This window comes from Rhizobium sp. P40RR-XXII (assembly GCF_012641405.1).
Lineage (GTDB): Bacteria > Pseudomonadota > Alphaproteobacteria > Rhizobiales > Rhizobiaceae > Rhizobium.
The window spans coordinates 80,406-96,524 of sequence record NZ_JABAII010000019.1 but is presented as its reverse complement, the minus strand read 5'-3'; the positions used below and the strand labels follow the sequence as shown (position 1 = coordinate 96,524).

Below are 16,119 nucleotides of genomic sequence, written 5' to 3'. Positions count from 1 at the left end.
TAATGACCGCAAATGGGATGATGCTGGCTCTATCATCATGTACACTCGACTTGATTGTCGGCCGCTTGAACCTCCTCCTGACCCACGTTGATTACATACGCATGGAAATGTCGCAGTAGTATCTTCTCCACTTTACCAGATCTTCCTTCGTGCGGTCCTGCGACGATCCTAAGTGTAGCGCCTTCCCTAAAGCGAAGCCTGTTAAGGGCAGCCGTGTCTAGCGCGAGATTCCAAATCGCTTCAGATTGTCTGTACTTTTCTGACTGCCATCCGAACAGGCCACGCGAAATGACCATTGCGCGGCGTAAGGGCTCGACGGCGGCGTCGAAATCACAACGGTCCAAGGCAGCGCGACCTTCATTATCGTACCGCATCACGTCGCCCAGCAACTTGTCGTCGTCGAATACATACGAAAATTCGATCCACTCGGACAATCGCCCTTCAGGGCCGCGCACGCAGAACTCCATTCCGCGCCAGGAAACCGGACCATCGGGTTCGACACTTGCAGCAAGCTCTAGGTGGTCGCCGAAGTAGATGCTAGGTTGCTGCCACAGCTGGCTGAGATCCGGAGCTCCATTTTCTGGCGCACCCTTAAAGCGCTTAGCAATCGCCACGCCCGGCGCGAAATGACTTCCCGTCAAGATAAGGCCAGCATGATATCCTCGGCAAAGGCCATTCTCATGGTAAGGGAGGGGGGACCACGTGACACGGTTGAGCACCGGTTTCTCCCGCATACTGCAATGATATCCTCGGAGTGCGACTTCTGCCGCATTGTGAAACGGAACCCGGCCGGGTTGCTTCGGCATCATGGTGGTCCTCACTAAATGAAGCCAGCGCCCATCTCTGGCGGCAGCCACGTCCAACATCGTTTGCGTGGTTTCCACGCGCTTGTTAAGCTGCTCCATATTGACTCGAAGCAGCTCTCGCTCGTTCTTCAGTCGTTCGCATTCATCAAGCAGCTCCCGAATTTGCACTTCATTTGGGACCGGCATTGGTTTGTTGAAAAGGTCGAGATCGGAAAAGTCGAATGCTCTTGCGATAGCTCTGCGCGTGTCTGTGCTGCTGGGCTGCCCGTCCTCAACCCGCTGAACGGTCCGAACGTTGAGACCGGATAGTTCGGCGAGTGTTTCCTGAGACCAACCATTCGCATCGCGCTTTGCACGCACGAAGGTCGCGATTTCGGATGCAGTAAGCGGGCGGTCGTTGCTGTCTGCGGGTTTAGTCTGTCGCATGAGATTTTCCTCGTTTCATTGCCACAGCCGTAAATTTGCCCATCGTTGCGCTTTGTCGCCACGACAGCAACCCGACAGAATGGGACAAAACAGCCGAGGAGGCTACGAAACATGCTGCGGCAAGCACTCGTCAATTGACGTCGCGGAACAACAAGACGACTTTGCTATGGGAGGGTACCGATATGTTTGCAATAAAAGAACTCTCAATTCCGTCCTATGCAGGGCTTGATCCCGACGTTCGGCTCGATTGATTTTCTCGCCACAACCATCTCGAATCTAGCATTCGAGATTGATGGCGCCAGCGAGGTACGAGTTGTGCGACCTGTTCTTCACGGCCGGTGTGGCAATACCGGCTCAACGATGAGCGTCCCGATCGATCTGAGCGTTGGCTCACCTAACGGCCGGGCAAGGGCATTCACAGTTGCGCATTTTCACGGTGCCTGCGCTCCGCGGAGGTGTTCGACGTGCTATCTTGGCGAGGGTTGAAGAAGAGATGACAAAACAGGTTGTCGACAGCAACGCGATGCACTGTGAGACGCTTCGGGCTTTTTTAAGTGCGTCTCAGAACAACTATGCTGTGCTGAACGACTACGCGGCGATGGAGGCATATAAGGGCAATACCCTGAAATCGATCTTCCCTTCCATGAAGATCGCAAGTGAATTTCCACGTCAAATCATCATCCTGAAATCGACTGGACACATCTGCTCGCTTTCAGGACGGGAGCGAGGGCTGCAGCGGCGGATGATCGATGAGCGTCAGACCCGCGACTTTCCAAGATTTTGCCGTGGGCTAAAAGCCGCGGAAAATGGAGACGCCGGCCTGCGAAAACAACTCCTGGAGAGCGGCCGCGTGGCGGATACGCAAATGGACCGCATTCTCGCGAGTGCGCCGATCCTTCCGGGAGCGATTAAGGAATTGAGGGAGACGTTTCGAGAGGAGGAGCTGAAAGCGATTCGCTTAGGTAAACCATTTCCGGACACGCTGATCGAGAAAGCGGTGAAGTTCATAATGCAATTGGCGTTCAAAGCGATGGAATCGCATCCGACCCCTCCATTGCGTATTGGCAGCGTGAACGAACTCCAGAATACGTACCTCTTTCGCCATTCTGTCGCGACCTTTGTTTGGTCCATTGACTGGATCGCTCAAGGTAAACCAGACATCGTGCGCGCAGATCGGGTCAGAAACGATGTCGTCGATATTATATTCGCGACTTACGCGACATTTTTCGACGGCCTTCTTTCAAACGATAGGCTGGCGCAACTGATATATCACGGCACGCGCTCAATCTTGTCTATGCTGGCGCGCGTTCCAGACGGCGGCCATTTTGCAGGTCAACGGGCAACCAAATAACGTTTGGCGTCGCAGTCGGAGCGCGCAATTTTCGGGGGAAGTAATTCACTCTCGCCAGGAACTGTTATCGATCTCTGCACGAAAGAGGCGATCTTGCTCATCCCTCAATTGCTCGAGCGACACGGGGATTTCGTCGAGTTCGACGTTGTATAGCGGCAAGGGCCAGTGCTTGTAGATCGCGTCGACGTGAGCTTGCTCTGCGGATTCACGCGGCAATTCTTCGGCAATCAGCCGTGCAATTAGCTCCCGCGTCAAACGCTCCCCGTCTTGCAGTGTTTCCTTCTCCCTAAACTCAAGCTGTCCCCAGATCTCGGACATGGCCTTGAGCCCGGCAACGGTCAAGATCCCGCAAGCTGCCATTGCATCTACGACCTGGACCACAGCCGGCATGCGTGACGGCAAGCGGCTTTGATAGGCGACGGGGGCATTCCAGAGGGGCGTGCCGTCCTCATATGCCTCGACATCTGCATAAAGCTTGCTTTCTCGCCAATAGAGCGTGTTGTTGGGGACGATATATTGACCCAGATTGCCTTCGAGGTCATGCGCCCTGCGTAACGGCTCGACAGCTTTTCGAACATCCGCGATATCTACGAACCACCATTCCGCAAGCTGAGCATAAATCAATCGCTCGAGGTGCCCATAAAACCGCTTCACTTGCCTGTCGAGGATGCCTGCGATTCGCTTTGGTGGGCAACGGATGACATCGAGCAGAATAAGTATCTTTGCTGCTTCCGCCTTCGCGAAGCCGGCAAGCACCTCGGCCTCACGTGGCCTCGCTTGCAGCTCCATGGAGGCAGCCCAAAATCCCATCGCACTGGCATGAATGATCGGTAGACCCTCGGCAATGAAAGCGAGCCGATTTGCAGCCGACATTTGGCAGATCCGTTTAGCCTGCCTTTGTCCAATCGGCGGCTTCTCCATCTTCTTCATCATCGCCCCTCATTGTTTGATCCTGACGAGACATCCAACAATTCGCCTAGCTCATCTTTGCTCAACCATTCGGCGGCGTCGAGCGTCCCCTTCCGCATGTGGAGAAAAAGTGCTTGGTCTTCTCATAGGCGTAAGGAGCGCCTGGCGTTAGGCTGCGCGGCCGGATAGGCAGAGCCGGCGTCACGGATGCGGCGATGGTGCAGAACTTTCCAGCATCTCTTTCTTGAAACACAAATCTGTAGTAACAATATTGTATGAACACGCGGTTCGAATGGGATCCGGTCAAGGCGGCCGGCAATGTGCGCAAGCATGGCGTGAGCTTCGAGACGGCGATCCGCGTTTTCGCCGATCCCTTCGCGCTTTCGCACCATGATCGGATCGAGGGTGGCGAATATCGCTGGCAGACGCTTGGCATGGTCGAAGGGCACGTGCTGCTGCTGGTGGCGCACACCATCCATGAGGACGATGAGGACGGGCATGCCGTCGAGGTAATCCGCATCATATCGGCCCGCAAGGCCGAGAAATCAGAAAGGCGACGCTATGAGCAAGAAACTCGTTAAACATGACATTGATCTCGCCGATCTGCCGCCCCTGACCGAGGCGCAGAAGGCAGAACTCGCAGCGCTGGCCGCCAAGCCGGACAGCGACATCGATTTCGGTGACAGCCCGGCTTTGCCCGACACGTTCTTCAAAAATGCTATCCAGGGCCGGTTCTACAAGCCGACCAAGACTTCGACCACGGTACGGATCGATTCGGACGTGCTGGCGTGGCTGCGCAGTGAGGGGAAAGGCTATCAATCGCGGCTCAACGCCATTTTGCGCCACGCAATGCTTGCATCGCTCAAGCGATAGGCAGGCGTTAACCATATGAATTAACGTTATTCTTTGTTCATAGTGAATCGAAGTCGATGATCGCTTCCGTTGCTCAGGCGGTGGTTTTCTTGGGCGATGACCATCGATAGGTTTCAAGTATCGATAGTGACGTGTACAGATGACTTGTACGCGAGCATTTACGGTGCTACATTAGCGTCAAAAGTCACTCCCGGAGCGTACGATGCCCCAGACCAGCTACAAGATCAGCGAAGCGCGCAAGAATTTCGCCGAGGTGCTCGAACGAGCCAACCAGGGTGAAGAAATTGTTATCATGCGCGGCAATGAAGTCTACGCCCGCATCGGCCCGGCCGACGGTGGCAAACGACCGTTCGGCCTGCTGCGCCAGCGTGGCCTGCCCGACAACCTGTTCGACGATGTCGACACTGAGCAGGCGGCGATCGACGCAGGCGACTTCAACGACGATGTCGGCATCTGGCAGGGCCGACCAGCCGAGCGCGAGCCATGAAGGTGCTGCTCGACAGCCACGCCGTCTACTGGTGGACGACCGGCAGCAACCGGCTGTCCGACGCGGCCCGAGGCCTGATCGAGGACAAGTCCAACACCGTTCTCGTCAGCGCCGTCTCCTTCTACGAGCTGGACAACAAGATGCGGCTGAAGAAGCTCGACCTGAAGCCGCAGGAATTGCGCGCCGCCGTCACCGCCAGCGGCCTACAGACGCTCGCCATCAGCGATCTGCATGCCGAGCTGGCGGCAAGCTTCGACTGGGATCACCGCGATCCCTGGGATCGCATTCTCGCCGCCCAAACGCGGTTGGAACATTGCGCTTTCGTATCGCTGGACGTGGCTTTCGACATGGTGCTGCACGAACGGGTCTGGTGAGGGCAATAGCGATGAAGATTTTTGCGGATATTCCCGAAGCGGCCGAACGATTCGAAGAGCTGGTGGATCTCGCCCGGCGCAACGACGAGATCGTCATCTGCCGTGCTGGGCAGCCTATCGCCGTCCTCACGGCGCCCCCGAAGCTGGGCCAGGGCACGATGGATGATTTTCTGGCGCTGGCAGCCGAGAGTCGCCCAGCAAACGCTGATCAGACGCCAAACCACGACGATCTCTATGACTTGAACGGACTGCCGAAATGAACGGCGCTTCATCAATTTCGGTTGAAAGCCGCGCCGAAGAACTGGACGCACTCGGCGCCATCCTGCCGTTTGCCCGTCGCGACCAACTCGCCGCGCTTTTGACCGACGACGATGTCGCCACGCTCAAATACCTGGCCAAGGAAGGCATAGGCGCCAACACGCTCAGGGCACTTGCCTCCGATCTCGGCTATCTCGAGGCATGGTGCGAGCTTGCGACAGGCGCGCCCCTCCCCTGGCCGGCGCCAGAAAGCCTGCTCCTGAAATTCGTCGCCCACCATCTCTGGGATCCCGTGGAGCGTGCCGAGGATCCCAGCCACGGCATGCCGGCCAAGGTCGAGATCGGATTGCGGGCAAAAGGTCTGCTAAGGGCCGATGGCCCGCATGCGCCTGATACCGTGCGCCGGCGGCTGACCTCCTGGTCGATCCTCACCCGCTGGCGTGGCCTGAGCGGATCGTTTTCCGCCCCTTCCCTGAAATCCGCACTCAGGCTCGCGGTGCGGGCCAGCGCTCGACCAAGGCGACGCAAGAGCAAAAAGGCGGTCACCGGCGATGTCCTGGCAAAGCTGCTGGCCACCTGCGACGGTGAGCGCCTGGTCGATCTTCGCGATCGCGCCTTGCTGCTGACCGCCTTTGCCTCCGGCGGTCGGCGGCGTTCGGAAGTCGCCGATTTGCGGGTCGAGGATCTGGTCGATGAAGACCAGGTCCATGCCGATCCACGCAATGCCGCCTCCCCTCTTCTGCCGTGTCTCACCGTCAATCTCGGCCGCACGAAGACAACGACGGCCGAAGACCAGGTACATGTCGTTCTGATCGGCCGGCCGGTTGTCGCGTTGAAGCGGTGGATAGAAGAAGCGAGGATCGAGAGCGGACCGCTCTTCCGGCGGATCGACCAATGGGGCAATATTGACCGGCGAGCGCTGACGCCGCAGTCGGTCAATCTGATCCTCAAGAGCAGATGCCGACAGGCGGGTCTGGATCCGGAGGCATTCTCTGCTCACGGGCTGCGATCCGGCTATTTGACCGAGGCGGCCAATCGTGGCGTGCCCCTGCCCGAGGCGATGCAGCAATCCCTGCATAAGTCGGTGGCGCAGGCGGCAAGCTACTATAACAACGCCGAGCGGAAAAACGGACGGGCGGCGCGGTTAGTTATGTAGCAGCGGCGAATTCGAACGCAGAAATTTACCTCCGTTTCAACGGTGCCGAGACCTTTCGGCGATACTAGAAAGGTCGACCTTTTTGCCGGCGACATCAGCGATGATTTTTAAGCTACCGCCCAGCGACTCCACATAATCTCGAAGCGTTGACAGTTTCATGTCCGCGCGCTTCTCCAACCGAGACACGTTGGTCTGCTTAAAGCCTGTTTTCGCGGATACCTGCTCTTGCGTCTGACCGGCCAGAGCCCTTAATTCACGGAGGTTATGAGCCTCAAGCAACACCTCTGCGCGCTTTTCCACGGCCTTACGTTCGTCGGCCGACAAATCGCGTATCAGTCTATCAAGATCGTCCACGGTTCTTCTCCAGCTCTGCCAAATGATCGTCGTATCGTTTATCAGCTAGGTCGATCAGCCGCTTATAAAAGAGCTTCTGGCTAACGCCGCTTTTCGCGCCGCCGCACAGCACAACAGCCTTTCGTTCCGGGTCAAAGGCAAAGGCAAAGCGCCATTGCACTTTGAGAACTTTTACACGCAGCTCTTTCATGTTCGCGTGCTTGGAGCCTTCGAGCGTATCGACCTCCGGTCTCCCGAGGCGAAATCCTTTTTGCCTCAGCACAACGAGATGTGCCAAAAGCTCGACTCTTGCATCTTTCGGAAGGTCGGCGATCTCGTCTCGAAATCGCGGGTGAAACTCAACCTTCCATTCTGTCATTTCATATCCTAAAAGATATAGATACTTTGGGATATATAAAGATTGTTTATTATTTTGGCAAGGGACGTGAGGAGCATCCGACAATCAAAAAAGGTCATTTTCTCACGCTTTCCTTGTTTGTACAAAGCACCGTGAAATCGCGCGAGAAAATCATGGCAAACGGCAAGCCGCCAATCCAGCGCCGGCTCTCCAACGTCTTATCGGCTACGCACGCGTCTCGACCGACGATCAGGTCCATGACGCGCAGATGGACGAGTTGCGCGGCGCCGGCTGCGAGCGGATTTTTCAGGAGCACGGATCCGGCGCGTCGCGGGTCCTTTTCGGAGGGAGCGGCTCTGCACACCAAGCGAGATTGGTATAGGTTGCTATTCAAATGTGATCTTACGCCGGATCATAAGAAGGTTGCTGCCTTTGAATTTCTCATGGGCGAGCCAATACCGAGAGACGACTGGGCCGAACATAGTCTTCCCATCGAAGATAAGCCGCTTGATTAGGGCGGCTGGCACTTACAGCCTATACGTTCATTGCTGATACTGCTTTTAATTTGGAAAAGGTCCGACCGGAGGGTTCCCTTGTCGATTGGGCACGAGTTGCAACGGACAGCGCAACAGCTTGGTGGGGCTGTCAGCCTTGATGTCTACGAAGGCGGGCCACATGATTTTTTCTTGAGATTAGGAATCCAAAACGCTGGCGCGGCTCACCAAAGCGCAGCCGGTGATATCGCACCTATCGCGATAGTTCTTGAAGCGTAGCGGAGAATTTCGCCCCCTCCCGCAAACGCCCCTTATCTGTCGCCCATAGATCCCAGAATCCGATGGCGGCGGGACCAGCTATTCGGTGCCCGGAAGCGGACGCGCAGTGTATTCTTTGCTATAGTCTTCAATAGCCAAGACAGGTACCACGGCATGGCTGATCGATAGCTAACGCGCAGGTGCTACATGACTGACGTTCAGGAACGGCTCCTTGAAAGCAAGATCGCCGAGATCGAGCACGCTCGGTCCTGGAGCCCGAGGGTCATTTCCAAATTCGAAACACTGATCCGCAACGGCGACGACTTATCTCTTTTCCGCGTCAATCCGCTTGCCTTCGCCCGCGACCGCGCCATCGCGGAGGTGGAAAGCATCGATCTGTTTCTCCATGCGACCCGAAACGGATTATTCGAAATGAGCTGGGACGTGGTGTGTCCTCAATCTGGCATGGTCCTCGACAGTTTCGGTGCTTTGCGAACCTTGAAAACCCATTATGTCTGCGGCCTATGCGACGTCAGCGGCGAGACCAACCTCGACGATTTCATCGAGGTCACCTTCACGGTGTCGCCACATCTCCGCCAGCTGCCGTTTCATGATCCCGCCTCGCTCTCGGTCGAGGATTTTCACTGGAAGGCGCGTTTCCTGAGCGACGCGCGATTGCCCGGCCAACAGATCCGCTTTCTCGATGTCCTGCAGGGGTTGGTTCGCGGCCTCTCTTTCCTGCCGCCAGGCTCGGTTACAACGTTGAGGGCGGAGCTCGGCCCTGGAGCCCTAGCAGGCATCAATGTCCAGACCCAGGCGAGTTTCGCACTGCCGGTCGCAGGCGAACCTGTGACAGTGCCGACGCATCTGCGCATCGGATATAACGGGCAGCGCTTTTCCGCTTCGCTGCCGGCGGTGCCGCCCGGCCCTGTCATCATCGACGTGCAGAATTCCGGCGCCTCACGCGGCTCGCTACTGCTGATCAATTGGCCACCCGAAATCCTGGCGCAGACAATCAAGCCGGCTCTCGACTTTGATCCCTATATGTCGGGCGGCATGCTGCTTGCCCGACAGACCTTTCGACGCCTGTTTCGCTCGGAGAACGTCGACGAGAAGGAGGGTCTGGGTATCCGACAGGTGACGTTGCTATTCACGGACCTCAAGGGGTCGACCGCCATGTATGAACGGCTCGGCGATCTCAATGCCTATGCGCTGGTTCGCGAGCATTTCGCGTTGCTCGGCGCAACGGTGCAGGAGCATTCGGGAGCGATCGTCAAGACGATCGGCGACGCCGTGATGGCTGCTTTCTCCCGACCGGCCGATGCGGTCTCGGCCGCGCTGCACATTCTGGGGGTTATTGAGCGCCATAATGCCCAGCATGGCGACCCTAGCCTTATCCTGAAGATCGGAGCCCACTGCGGCCCCTCGATCGCTGTGAGCTTGAACGAAAACCTCGATTATTTCGGCCAGACAGTCAATGTTGCCGCACGCGTGCAGTCGCTGGCGGGCGCAGGAGAAATCTGCATTTCCGAAGCGCTATTTTCGGCGCCAGGCGTCAGCCAACTTCTCGCCGGCCAAAGAGTAGTTGTCTTCGAGGCTCCAATCCGGGGCGTTGACGGAACTGCATGCGTTTACCGAATAATGCCTCGTTAGTAGAGCGCCGGTGCCATTCCCTTAGGATCCTCTCGGCAATTGCGCTTCTAGGCTGGATAAGTGCGAACGCACAATGCTTGTAAATAAACCATCGACGATCAGATTGTCACTATTGATTCAGGGAGATCCGATGGCGAGTAGGACGATCCGGAATATTGATCATGCGCTGAAGCAGCGTCTGCGCGTGCGTGCAGCTTTTCGTGGCCGTTCGATGGAAGACGAGGCCCGCGATATCCTTCGATCGGCGCTCGCCGCTGACGAAAAACCCGCGCGCAACCTTGCTGAAACTATTCGCGCCCGGCTTGAACCGGTCGGCGGTGTCGAGCTCGCTATTGCCACCCGCGATCTCATCCGCGATGCTCTACACCCTGACCGGCGACTATCCTCGACGCCAACGTTCTTTCCGAGCTATTGGCGTCGTCACCGAACAGGGCCGTCATGCTGAGGAAGCCAAGGGTCGATTAAACTGGCTGTTCGATATCGGGCAGGTGACGCGAAACCAGCACCTGCCCGAGTGCCGAGTATTCAGCTGCGTGGCGTGGTAAAGCTCGCAAGTCATGGTTAAAATTTGATTGTCTCCGTTCAGTTGCAGACGGCCCATTTGAAATTGGCCGCGCCGACTCCCATCTCTTTGCCGCTTGTTTTGGAAAGGGACGATGAGAGATTTCGTAAACGCAACTTTCGGTTCAGTCGAACTCGACATTATAAGCCAAGCGCTCGAAGAATGGCGGGATGCAACGGCCATTAGCCGGGACAAACCAGAGTATGAAATCGCAGCGGCCGCCGTCGTCACCCTGTTCAGAGAAGGCAATCGCACGCTTCCCGAGCTGCGAGCCGCTATCGCAGCCCATCAATGGCTTTCTCGAGATGCTGTGGAATTGGCGCGACCCGCGCTCAAATCCCAAAATTAAGGACAGGTAACCGTACGCTCGCGCCGCTAGAGGAGATATCAGCGGATTGAAATATTTGCTCTCAGACTCGATCTCGAATAGCGCGCAATTCGTTGCGGAAACGCTGCGGTCCCAGCCAACAGTAAGGTGGATAGAGACCGACGCCGATATTGGATCGAGAATCGATAGTCGCGCTCTTGCACCATCAGAACTTGTCGAAAATCTCTGCCCCGGCTCTGATTTCATGGCTTGAGTCATCAAGATCACTACCGAAGGGTTCACACTCACCGCCGAGATGCTTGGCGAAGAATGCTTCTGTGAAGGCTAAGTAGGCGATCCTGTTGCCTGGCTTTGCAAAGCCGTGTCCCTCGTCTGGATAAACAACATAGGTCACAGGTATCCCCTTGGCCTGCATGGCCGCAACGATCGTATCGCTTTCGGCGATATTGCAACGCACATCGTTCGCGCCGTGAAAAATCAACATCGGTTTCTGGATGCGGTCGACCCTATGAATTGGCGAACGCTCGGCCAGCAGCGCCCGCCCCTCCTCCGTTTTCGGATCGCCATAGCTGCGATACATGAAATCGGCAAAGCCCGCCCAATAAGGCGGTATCGATTCCAACAAGGTTTGCAGATTGGTGATGCCGACAACAGGTACGCTGCAGCAAAAGACATTGGGCGTGAACGTCGCACCAACAAACGAAGCATAGCCGCCATAGGATCCGCCAAATATCGCGATCTTCGACTTGTCCGCTATGCCCTCACGGATCGCCCAATCGACGATGTCGATGAGATCGTTATGCATCTTGGCGGCATGCTGCTTTTCACTGGCGGCAATGAACGATTTCCCGAAGCCCGACGAGCCACGATAGTTGACCGATAATACCGCGTAGCCACGATTGGCGAGCCACTGGTGGTCACCGCGATAACCGTATATGTCGCGAGACCATGGTCCACCGTGCACATCCAGCACCATCGGCAGGGGAACATCCGGCCGATCCATTGCGACATCGGCAGGTAACGTCAGATAGGAGATGAGATCAAGACCATCACGTGATTTCGTTTCGATAGATCGCATCGGCGCGAGCTTATAAGTATCCAGCTCCGGACGCGCTCGAAACAGTTCGGTCATCGTTCCCCTATCACGGCTATAAAGGAAGGTCGTTGAAGCCTGCTCCGCCTTATACGCATCGACAATCCATGTCCTGTTGTCGCTGGACTGACTGACAATGTTGAATTCAAACCCTGGCAAGTTAGCCTGAATAATCTCAAAATCGGCCTGAACCTGGGGCGCGACATAGAGCCAATCAACACGCGCTCCGTTGACGTTCGCCGCCTCCAGATCGAAGGTAATCGGGTGAAGTAGGCATCCCCCGACATCAAAGCGCGGATGCTCGACTACGACAGTTTCCTCGCCGTTCTCCCAGTCACGCCAAGCAAAAACGGTCGTTTCCCGGCCGATGCAGGTTCGCATCAGCAAGCGTTTGCTGTCGCCATCGAAGCGTGTTGGCCATGTGAGCCATCCGTCGACATGATCAAGATCGATCCAGTGGGTGACCTTGTCACCATCGATCCGCCATAGTTTCGCTCCGCCATCTGCTGATGACGACCGCGCGTGCCGCGGACGAAGCTGCCAATCGACGCCGATATACCCGAAATCCTGCGTGTTGAGCCAAAGCAAATCGCGTTTGCCTGTTTCGGCATCAACAATATAAAGATCATGCCAGCGCGGATCGCGATCGTTGAGCCCAATGACGATTTTTCCAGGAATCTGCCTCGACCACATTTTAACCTGTGCACTTATGCCGGCGATGGGCGTCAGGTCGCGAAGCTCTTTCGTCCACGGATCAACGATAAACGCGTGAATGTTTTCATCCCCGTTCTCGTCGTTGACGAACATCACGAAACGACCATCAGGCGTCCAATCCTGCCAGGTAATCGGCCTACCTTTTGTCCGCGTCAGAGGTTCTCCCGCTTGGAGCTCGCCTGTCGGGGCAATCCAGACGTTGAGCACATCCTCAAACGGCGCGATCCACGTCAGCCATTGTCCGTTGGGTGAAAGCCGCCCCCCAAAGGCGTTGGCGTTTCCGAATAGCAGCCTGCGTGGAATGAGGGATTGAACGGTCAAGGGACACTCCGGAGCTTAGTTCCACAGAATATAAACCTCGCGCTGAGCTTATCAGGCTTCGCAACGACGGCGAGTAACAATACCGTTCCCGAGAAAGTGTTGACGTTAAAGGTGGGGGAGACATTCCCGGTAGCCGCCGTTGTATGCGGCCAACGCAATGAACGATTTTCACATCCGGCCGAAGCTGGACTCCCAAGTCTCCGTTGGCGGTGGTTGAGGGGAGCGTAGTTAACCGGAAATGAGGTTGGCGGCGCGCGCTCATATCGTCAGCTAAAAGATCACGGGCGATCCCACTTCTCTGCGTTGGGTGCCTGAAGTCATTCAGCACGTCAATTAGCCGTCCCGGCTTGTGAAGGACAAGGAAAGGTATCTTTCTCGCCTTGGCTTTTGACGCTTGAAAAGCCTACGAGCAACAACACTAGGGGCTTGTGCGCCTCCAGCGCAGTGAGCCTCCATAGGCTAAAATGGTATCGCTAAGCCGTCATATAATTCTACGAAGCCGGTTTCATATTGAGGTTAAGGCTTTTGCGCGTTCGGCTTCTCGACGTGTGAAATCTCTCGCAAGCCCTCGCTTCTCTTCGGAATCATTGCCCCCTATGACTATCGGTCAGCAGAACAAGATCGCCCTATCTGTTGCGCATTCTGACGATGGTTATTCTATCTCGCGTTCGCCAGTCCCATCGGTCGTCGGCGGCTCAGCTTCCCGGCGCGCTAGCTCGTTTTCGACGGCCTCACGGATGAAGGTGGCGATGCCGTAGTTTCCGACTAGAGCCTTGATCCGTTCTTTCGTTGCCCGTGGAAGACGAACTTTCGTTTCCTTCAGATTTAGCGGCGGTCGACCCATAAAATGTATTCTTTCCCGTCGCTCAATATCAAAAATAAATCTAACGTCCATAAACGGGCCCCTTTATTGACGGATTAAACGGGGACGTTTATTATCATGTTGCAGACGGCTGGATCGCGTGTTCGCGCACGCTACCCAGCCTGACCACAATCTGGCTGGTTGGAGCTTGGATCATGGCTGATTCTGAGAATAGCAGAACTTTGCCCGCATTTGCCCGCGGAAAAATAAGCCCATTCCCTCCGACGTGTGAAACCGTCCCGCGCGTGATCGACCGCCGGAACCTGCTTTCCATCGCGTCGCGCCTATTGAGCTCTCGCATCGAAGATCCTGACGCTCGGCGAACAGAGCCTGGCCCAACGCCCGTCAGAGAAATGTGGCCGAAATGGTATGCGCTTTATCAGCAGCAGGTGAAGGCCACTCGTCTCAGAGAAAAACTTGAGAAGGAATTGCTCGAAGAGGCCGGTGGTCTTCCGGCAGCGACGCTGCCGAGTGTTGGAAAGGATGGCGTCGTTAAGGTTCACTCGTTTGCCGACATCAATCGAATGGCAACGCAGCTTAATGCCGGAGACCTGTCTCAGGCGCGCGCCGAGCTTCGTGTGCGCCGGAAACGATGGAAGGACGCGGATCAGCGTTTGGGATACAGCGCGGCGCTCGCTTTGGAGCAGGAGCTCGCGGAAGGGGCCGGAATATCGGGACGTGTCATGGGGATCACACCGCCCTCCTCCCTGATGGAAGTCACCGCGAAACTCCATTGCCTGATCGTCATGCATGATCCCGGCCTGAAGCTCGAAGATGCCCCCTGGCCTGAGCTGCGCACGATGCTGAAGGATCTTACCCGCCTTGCTGAGAAGCGTCGGCCGACATCATGCAAGCGACCTGCACAGCCCGGCAAAGCGGCAGGCGTTCGGAGCATTCTAAACCTGGCGACGCACTACCAAGACGCGGCCAGGAAGCTTGGCGAGGGCTCGTCCAAGCTCAACCAGGCTCCGCAGCGTCTTCTGGCGCTCCATGCGATGGAGCTCTACCTGAATGCATTCCTGCTCGCCAGAGGCGTGGACCCCACGATGCTAGGCGGTTTCCGGCACGACCTCGGCGAACGAACGCGGATAGCGACCGACGCTGGCCTTATCCTGCGCAAGCGGACGGTGGCGCATCTGGCCACGCTCTCCGCAAGCAACGAGCATCACGTTATCGGCTATGCCCCGCAACCTGCGTCCACGCTGTCACAGATGAACCGAGTTATGGCGACGGTCGATGAGCTCTCGCGCAAGGTGAGAAAGGCGTTGCGGGTGGATCCAACGCCACCCCGAGGGCGTCGTCTGGAGAGCACTCAGAAGGATTAGTTTAAGAAAGGGAATGCCTGATATCCCGTTTCGAAGTATTTCGACGCCTTGACGGCGACTCAGCTATCGAATGGCCGGCATAGCGTTCACGTGTGCTTGCAAGCCATTATCCTCAAGCGGACCGGCTCCTACTAGCAGGCGACTATATCATCCAGGAGGCGCTGGTCGCCAACCACTACGGCGTTTCCTTCCGCAGGACAGAGTCGTCTCTGCTGAGCAGATTTTATTTAAGCACGGGAGGAGCGCAGTCCCCTTTTTGAATCTTGATGAAGGTAGCACTTAGTGCTATATGACCAATGTCAGAACGAGTGTTCAAAACGGCGTGGTTTGCCAAGGCGGCGAAGAAAGCGCGCATTTCCGACAAGGCCCTATCGAAGGCGATCGAGCAGGTTGCCGTCGGCCGTGCCGATGATCTCGGCGGCGGTGTGTTCAAAAAGCGGCTCAACGACAACATGCATCGTTCAATCGTTCTGGCAAAGGCCGAAGAGTTCTGGGTTTTCGCATATCTTTTCGCCAAACAGGATCGAGCGAACATCGATGACGACGAGCTTCTAGCATTCCGCAGGCTCGCCGATCTCTACCGTCGCAAGACGAAGGCCGATCTTGAAACGGAAATCGAAAACGGCGCCCTGCTGGAGATTGATCATGGCGACTAAACGAAAGTTCAAAAGCGATGCCTTCGAGGCGATCCATAGCGCCGTTGAAGGCATGTATGCGGCCGGGACCATCGACAAGGAAACAATGAGGACCTTCGATGGCGATTGCCTTGTCGTTCCGCAAGAGCTGACGCCCGCCCAGATCAAGGCGCTCCGCGAGAATAACCATGTGAGCCAACCGGTATTTGCCCGCTATCTGAATACCAGCGAGTCGACGGTCCAGAAATGGGAGACGGGTGCGAAACGACCGAGTGGACCCGCACTCAAGCTCTTGTCATTGGTACAAAAGCACGGACTTCAGATGCTCGTATGATAAGTTGACTTGGTGCCATTTTGCGGCTTTCGCGCCGGATTGGAAGGTTTGCGTCGATCTCAGTTGGCGCAGCCGCCGGAATTGCCCTTCGGTATTTACCTTATTGGGGGTCGAACCATTGGTTTGGTCATTTTAGCGGCAAGGTCAACCCTTTTGGAGATCAGGCAACGAGAATTGCGAGTCTCAAGTTAGAGGCCCGCAATTCGATA

The 16,119-nt window shown here is 56.4% G+C and carries 19 protein-coding genes and 2 pseudogenes; 15 read left to right on the top strand and 6 right to left on the bottom strand.

The window, feature by feature from the left end:
- Positions 1-35: 35 nt before the first annotated feature.
- Positions 36-1,232, bottom strand: coding sequence for a helix-turn-helix domain-containing protein (locus tag HGP16_RS27700; RefSeq protein WP_168843170.1), 1,197 nt, complete (start codon positions 1,230-1,232; stop codon positions 36-38).
- A 493-nt stretch (positions 1,233-1,725) separates the two neighbouring features.
- On the opposite strand from HGP16_RS27700, the gene HGP16_RS27695 reads away from it, so the two are divergent.
- Complete coding sequence (locus HGP16_RS27695; protein WP_168843169.1) at positions 1,726-2,583, top strand: hypothetical protein; 858 nt, start codon at positions 1,726-1,728, stop codon at positions 2,581-2,583.
- Positions 2,584-2,628: 45 nt separating this feature from the next.
- On the opposite strand, the gene HGP16_RS27690 is transcribed toward HGP16_RS27695, so the two are convergent.
- Positions 2,629-3,516 carry a hypothetical protein gene (locus HGP16_RS27690; RefSeq protein ID WP_246705602.1) on the bottom strand — a complete coding sequence of 296 codons (888 nt, stop codon included), beginning with the start codon at positions 3,514-3,516 and terminating at the stop codon, positions 2,629-2,631.
- A gap of 251 nt (positions 3,517-3,767) precedes the next feature.
- On the opposite strand from HGP16_RS27690, the gene HGP16_RS27685 reads away from it, so the two are divergent.
- The 6 genes from HGP16_RS27685 to HGP16_RS27660 all read left to right on the top strand — a co-directional run bounded on the left by HGP16_RS27685 (position 3,768) and on the right by HGP16_RS27660 (position 6,640).
- Positions 3,768-4,073 (top strand): BrnT family toxin, encoded by a 306-nt coding sequence (locus HGP16_RS27685; RefSeq protein WP_168843168.1) that lies wholly within the window; start codon positions 3,768-3,770, stop codon positions 4,071-4,073.
- Positions 4,054-4,365 carry a BrnA antitoxin family protein gene (locus tag HGP16_RS27680; protein ID WP_168843167.1) on the top strand — a complete coding sequence of 104 codons (312 nt, stop codon included), beginning with the start codon at positions 4,054-4,056 and terminating at the stop codon, positions 4,363-4,365. Before HGP16_RS27685 ends, HGP16_RS27680 begins: the two co-directional genes overlap by 20 nt.
- 202 nt (positions 4,366-4,567) lie before the next feature.
- Positions 4,568-4,852 (top strand): type II toxin-antitoxin system Phd/YefM family antitoxin, encoded by a 285-nt coding sequence (locus HGP16_RS27675; RefSeq protein WP_168843166.1) that lies wholly within the window; start codon positions 4,568-4,570, stop codon positions 4,850-4,852.
- Entirely contained in the window at positions 4,849-5,226 is a 378-nt protein-coding gene (locus HGP16_RS27670; RefSeq protein WP_168843165.1) for a type II toxin-antitoxin system VapC family toxin, read from the top strand. Before HGP16_RS27675 ends, HGP16_RS27670 begins: the two co-directional genes overlap by 4 nt.
- 11 nt (positions 5,227-5,237) lie before the next feature.
- Positions 5,238-5,486 (top strand): type II toxin-antitoxin system Phd/YefM family antitoxin, encoded by a 249-nt coding sequence (locus tag HGP16_RS27665; protein WP_168843164.1) that lies wholly within the window; start codon positions 5,238-5,240, stop codon positions 5,484-5,486.
- Entirely contained in the window at positions 5,483-6,640 is a 1,158-nt protein-coding gene (locus tag HGP16_RS27660; RefSeq protein WP_168843163.1) for a site-specific integrase, read from the top strand. Before HGP16_RS27665 ends, HGP16_RS27660 begins: the two co-directional genes overlap by 4 nt.
- A 36-nt stretch (positions 6,641-6,676) precedes the next feature.
- On the opposite strand, the gene HGP16_RS27655 is transcribed toward HGP16_RS27660, so the two are convergent.
- The gene (locus HGP16_RS27655; protein ID WP_168843162.1) at positions 6,677-6,994 is read right to left on the bottom strand and encodes a helix-turn-helix transcriptional regulator; all 318 of its coding nucleotides are present in this window, start codon (positions 6,992-6,994) and stop codon (positions 6,677-6,679) included.
- Positions 6,981-7,352, bottom strand: coding sequence for a type II toxin-antitoxin system RelE/ParE family toxin (locus tag HGP16_RS27650; protein WP_113349385.1), 372 nt, complete (start codon positions 7,350-7,352; stop codon positions 6,981-6,983). Before HGP16_RS27650 ends, HGP16_RS27655 begins: the two co-directional genes overlap by 14 nt.
- Positions 7,353-7,488: 136 nt before the next feature.
- On the opposite strand from HGP16_RS27650, the pseudogene HGP16_RS34200 reads away from it, so the two are divergent.
- The 5 genes and pseudogenes from HGP16_RS34200 to HGP16_RS27625 form a co-directional block, all read left to right on the top strand.
- Positions 7,489-7,665, top strand: a pseudogene (locus HGP16_RS34200) (recombinase family protein); the annotation flags it as partial.
- Positions 7,589-7,846 carry a DUF930 domain-containing protein gene (locus HGP16_RS34590; RefSeq protein WP_168843194.1) on the top strand — a complete coding sequence of 86 codons (258 nt, stop codon included), beginning with the start codon at positions 7,589-7,591 and terminating at the stop codon, positions 7,844-7,846. The pseudogene HGP16_RS34200 and the gene HGP16_RS34590, both read left to right, overlap by 77 nt.
- Before the next feature lie 444 nt (positions 7,847-8,290).
- Complete coding sequence (locus tag HGP16_RS27635; RefSeq protein ID WP_168843161.1) at positions 8,291-9,736, top strand: adenylate/guanylate cyclase domain-containing protein; 1,446 nt, start codon at positions 8,291-8,293, stop codon at positions 9,734-9,736.
- A gap of 130 nt (positions 9,737-9,866) precedes the next feature.
- Positions 9,867-10,094 (top strand): annotated as a pseudogene (locus tag HGP16_RS27630) (FitA-like ribbon-helix-helix domain-containing protein); the annotation flags it as partial.
- 298 nt (positions 10,095-10,392) lie between these two features.
- Positions 10,393-10,647 (top strand): hypothetical protein, encoded by a 255-nt coding sequence (locus HGP16_RS27625; protein ID WP_168843159.1) that lies wholly within the window; start codon positions 10,393-10,395, stop codon positions 10,645-10,647.
- Positions 10,648-10,831: 184 nt separating this feature from the next.
- Here the strand turns inward: HGP16_RS27625 and HGP16_RS27620 are convergent, their stop codons facing one another.
- Both HGP16_RS27620 and HGP16_RS27615 read right to left on the bottom strand, forming a co-directional pair.
- A complete protein-coding gene (locus tag HGP16_RS27620; RefSeq protein ID WP_168843158.1) occupies positions 10,832-12,754 on the bottom strand; it encodes a S9 family peptidase in 1,923 nt (640 codons plus the stop codon).
- Between the two features lie 652 nt (positions 12,755-13,406).
- The gene (locus tag HGP16_RS27615) at positions 13,407-13,649 is read right to left on the bottom strand and encodes a hypothetical protein (RefSeq protein ID WP_246703541.1); all 243 of its coding nucleotides are present in this window, start codon (positions 13,647-13,649) and stop codon (positions 13,407-13,409) included.
- 320 nt (positions 13,650-13,969) lie between these two features.
- On the opposite strand from HGP16_RS27615, the gene HGP16_RS27610 reads away from it, so the two are divergent.
- The 3 genes from HGP16_RS27610 to HGP16_RS27600 all read left to right on the top strand — a co-directional run bounded on the left by HGP16_RS27610 (position 13,970) and on the right by HGP16_RS27600 (position 15,910).
- A complete protein-coding gene (locus HGP16_RS27610; protein WP_246705601.1) occupies positions 13,970-14,941 on the top strand; it encodes a hypothetical protein in 972 nt (323 codons plus the stop codon).
- A gap of 296 nt (positions 14,942-15,237) precedes the next feature.
- Positions 15,238-15,597, top strand: coding sequence for a type II toxin-antitoxin system RelE/ParE family toxin (locus HGP16_RS27605; protein WP_168843157.1), 360 nt, complete (start codon positions 15,238-15,240; stop codon positions 15,595-15,597).
- A complete protein-coding gene (locus HGP16_RS27600) occupies positions 15,587-15,910 on the top strand; it encodes a DNA-binding transcriptional regulator (RefSeq protein ID WP_168843156.1) in 324 nt (107 codons plus the stop codon). Before HGP16_RS27605 ends, HGP16_RS27600 begins: the two co-directional genes overlap by 11 nt.
- Positions 15,911-16,119 lie beyond the last annotated feature (209 nt).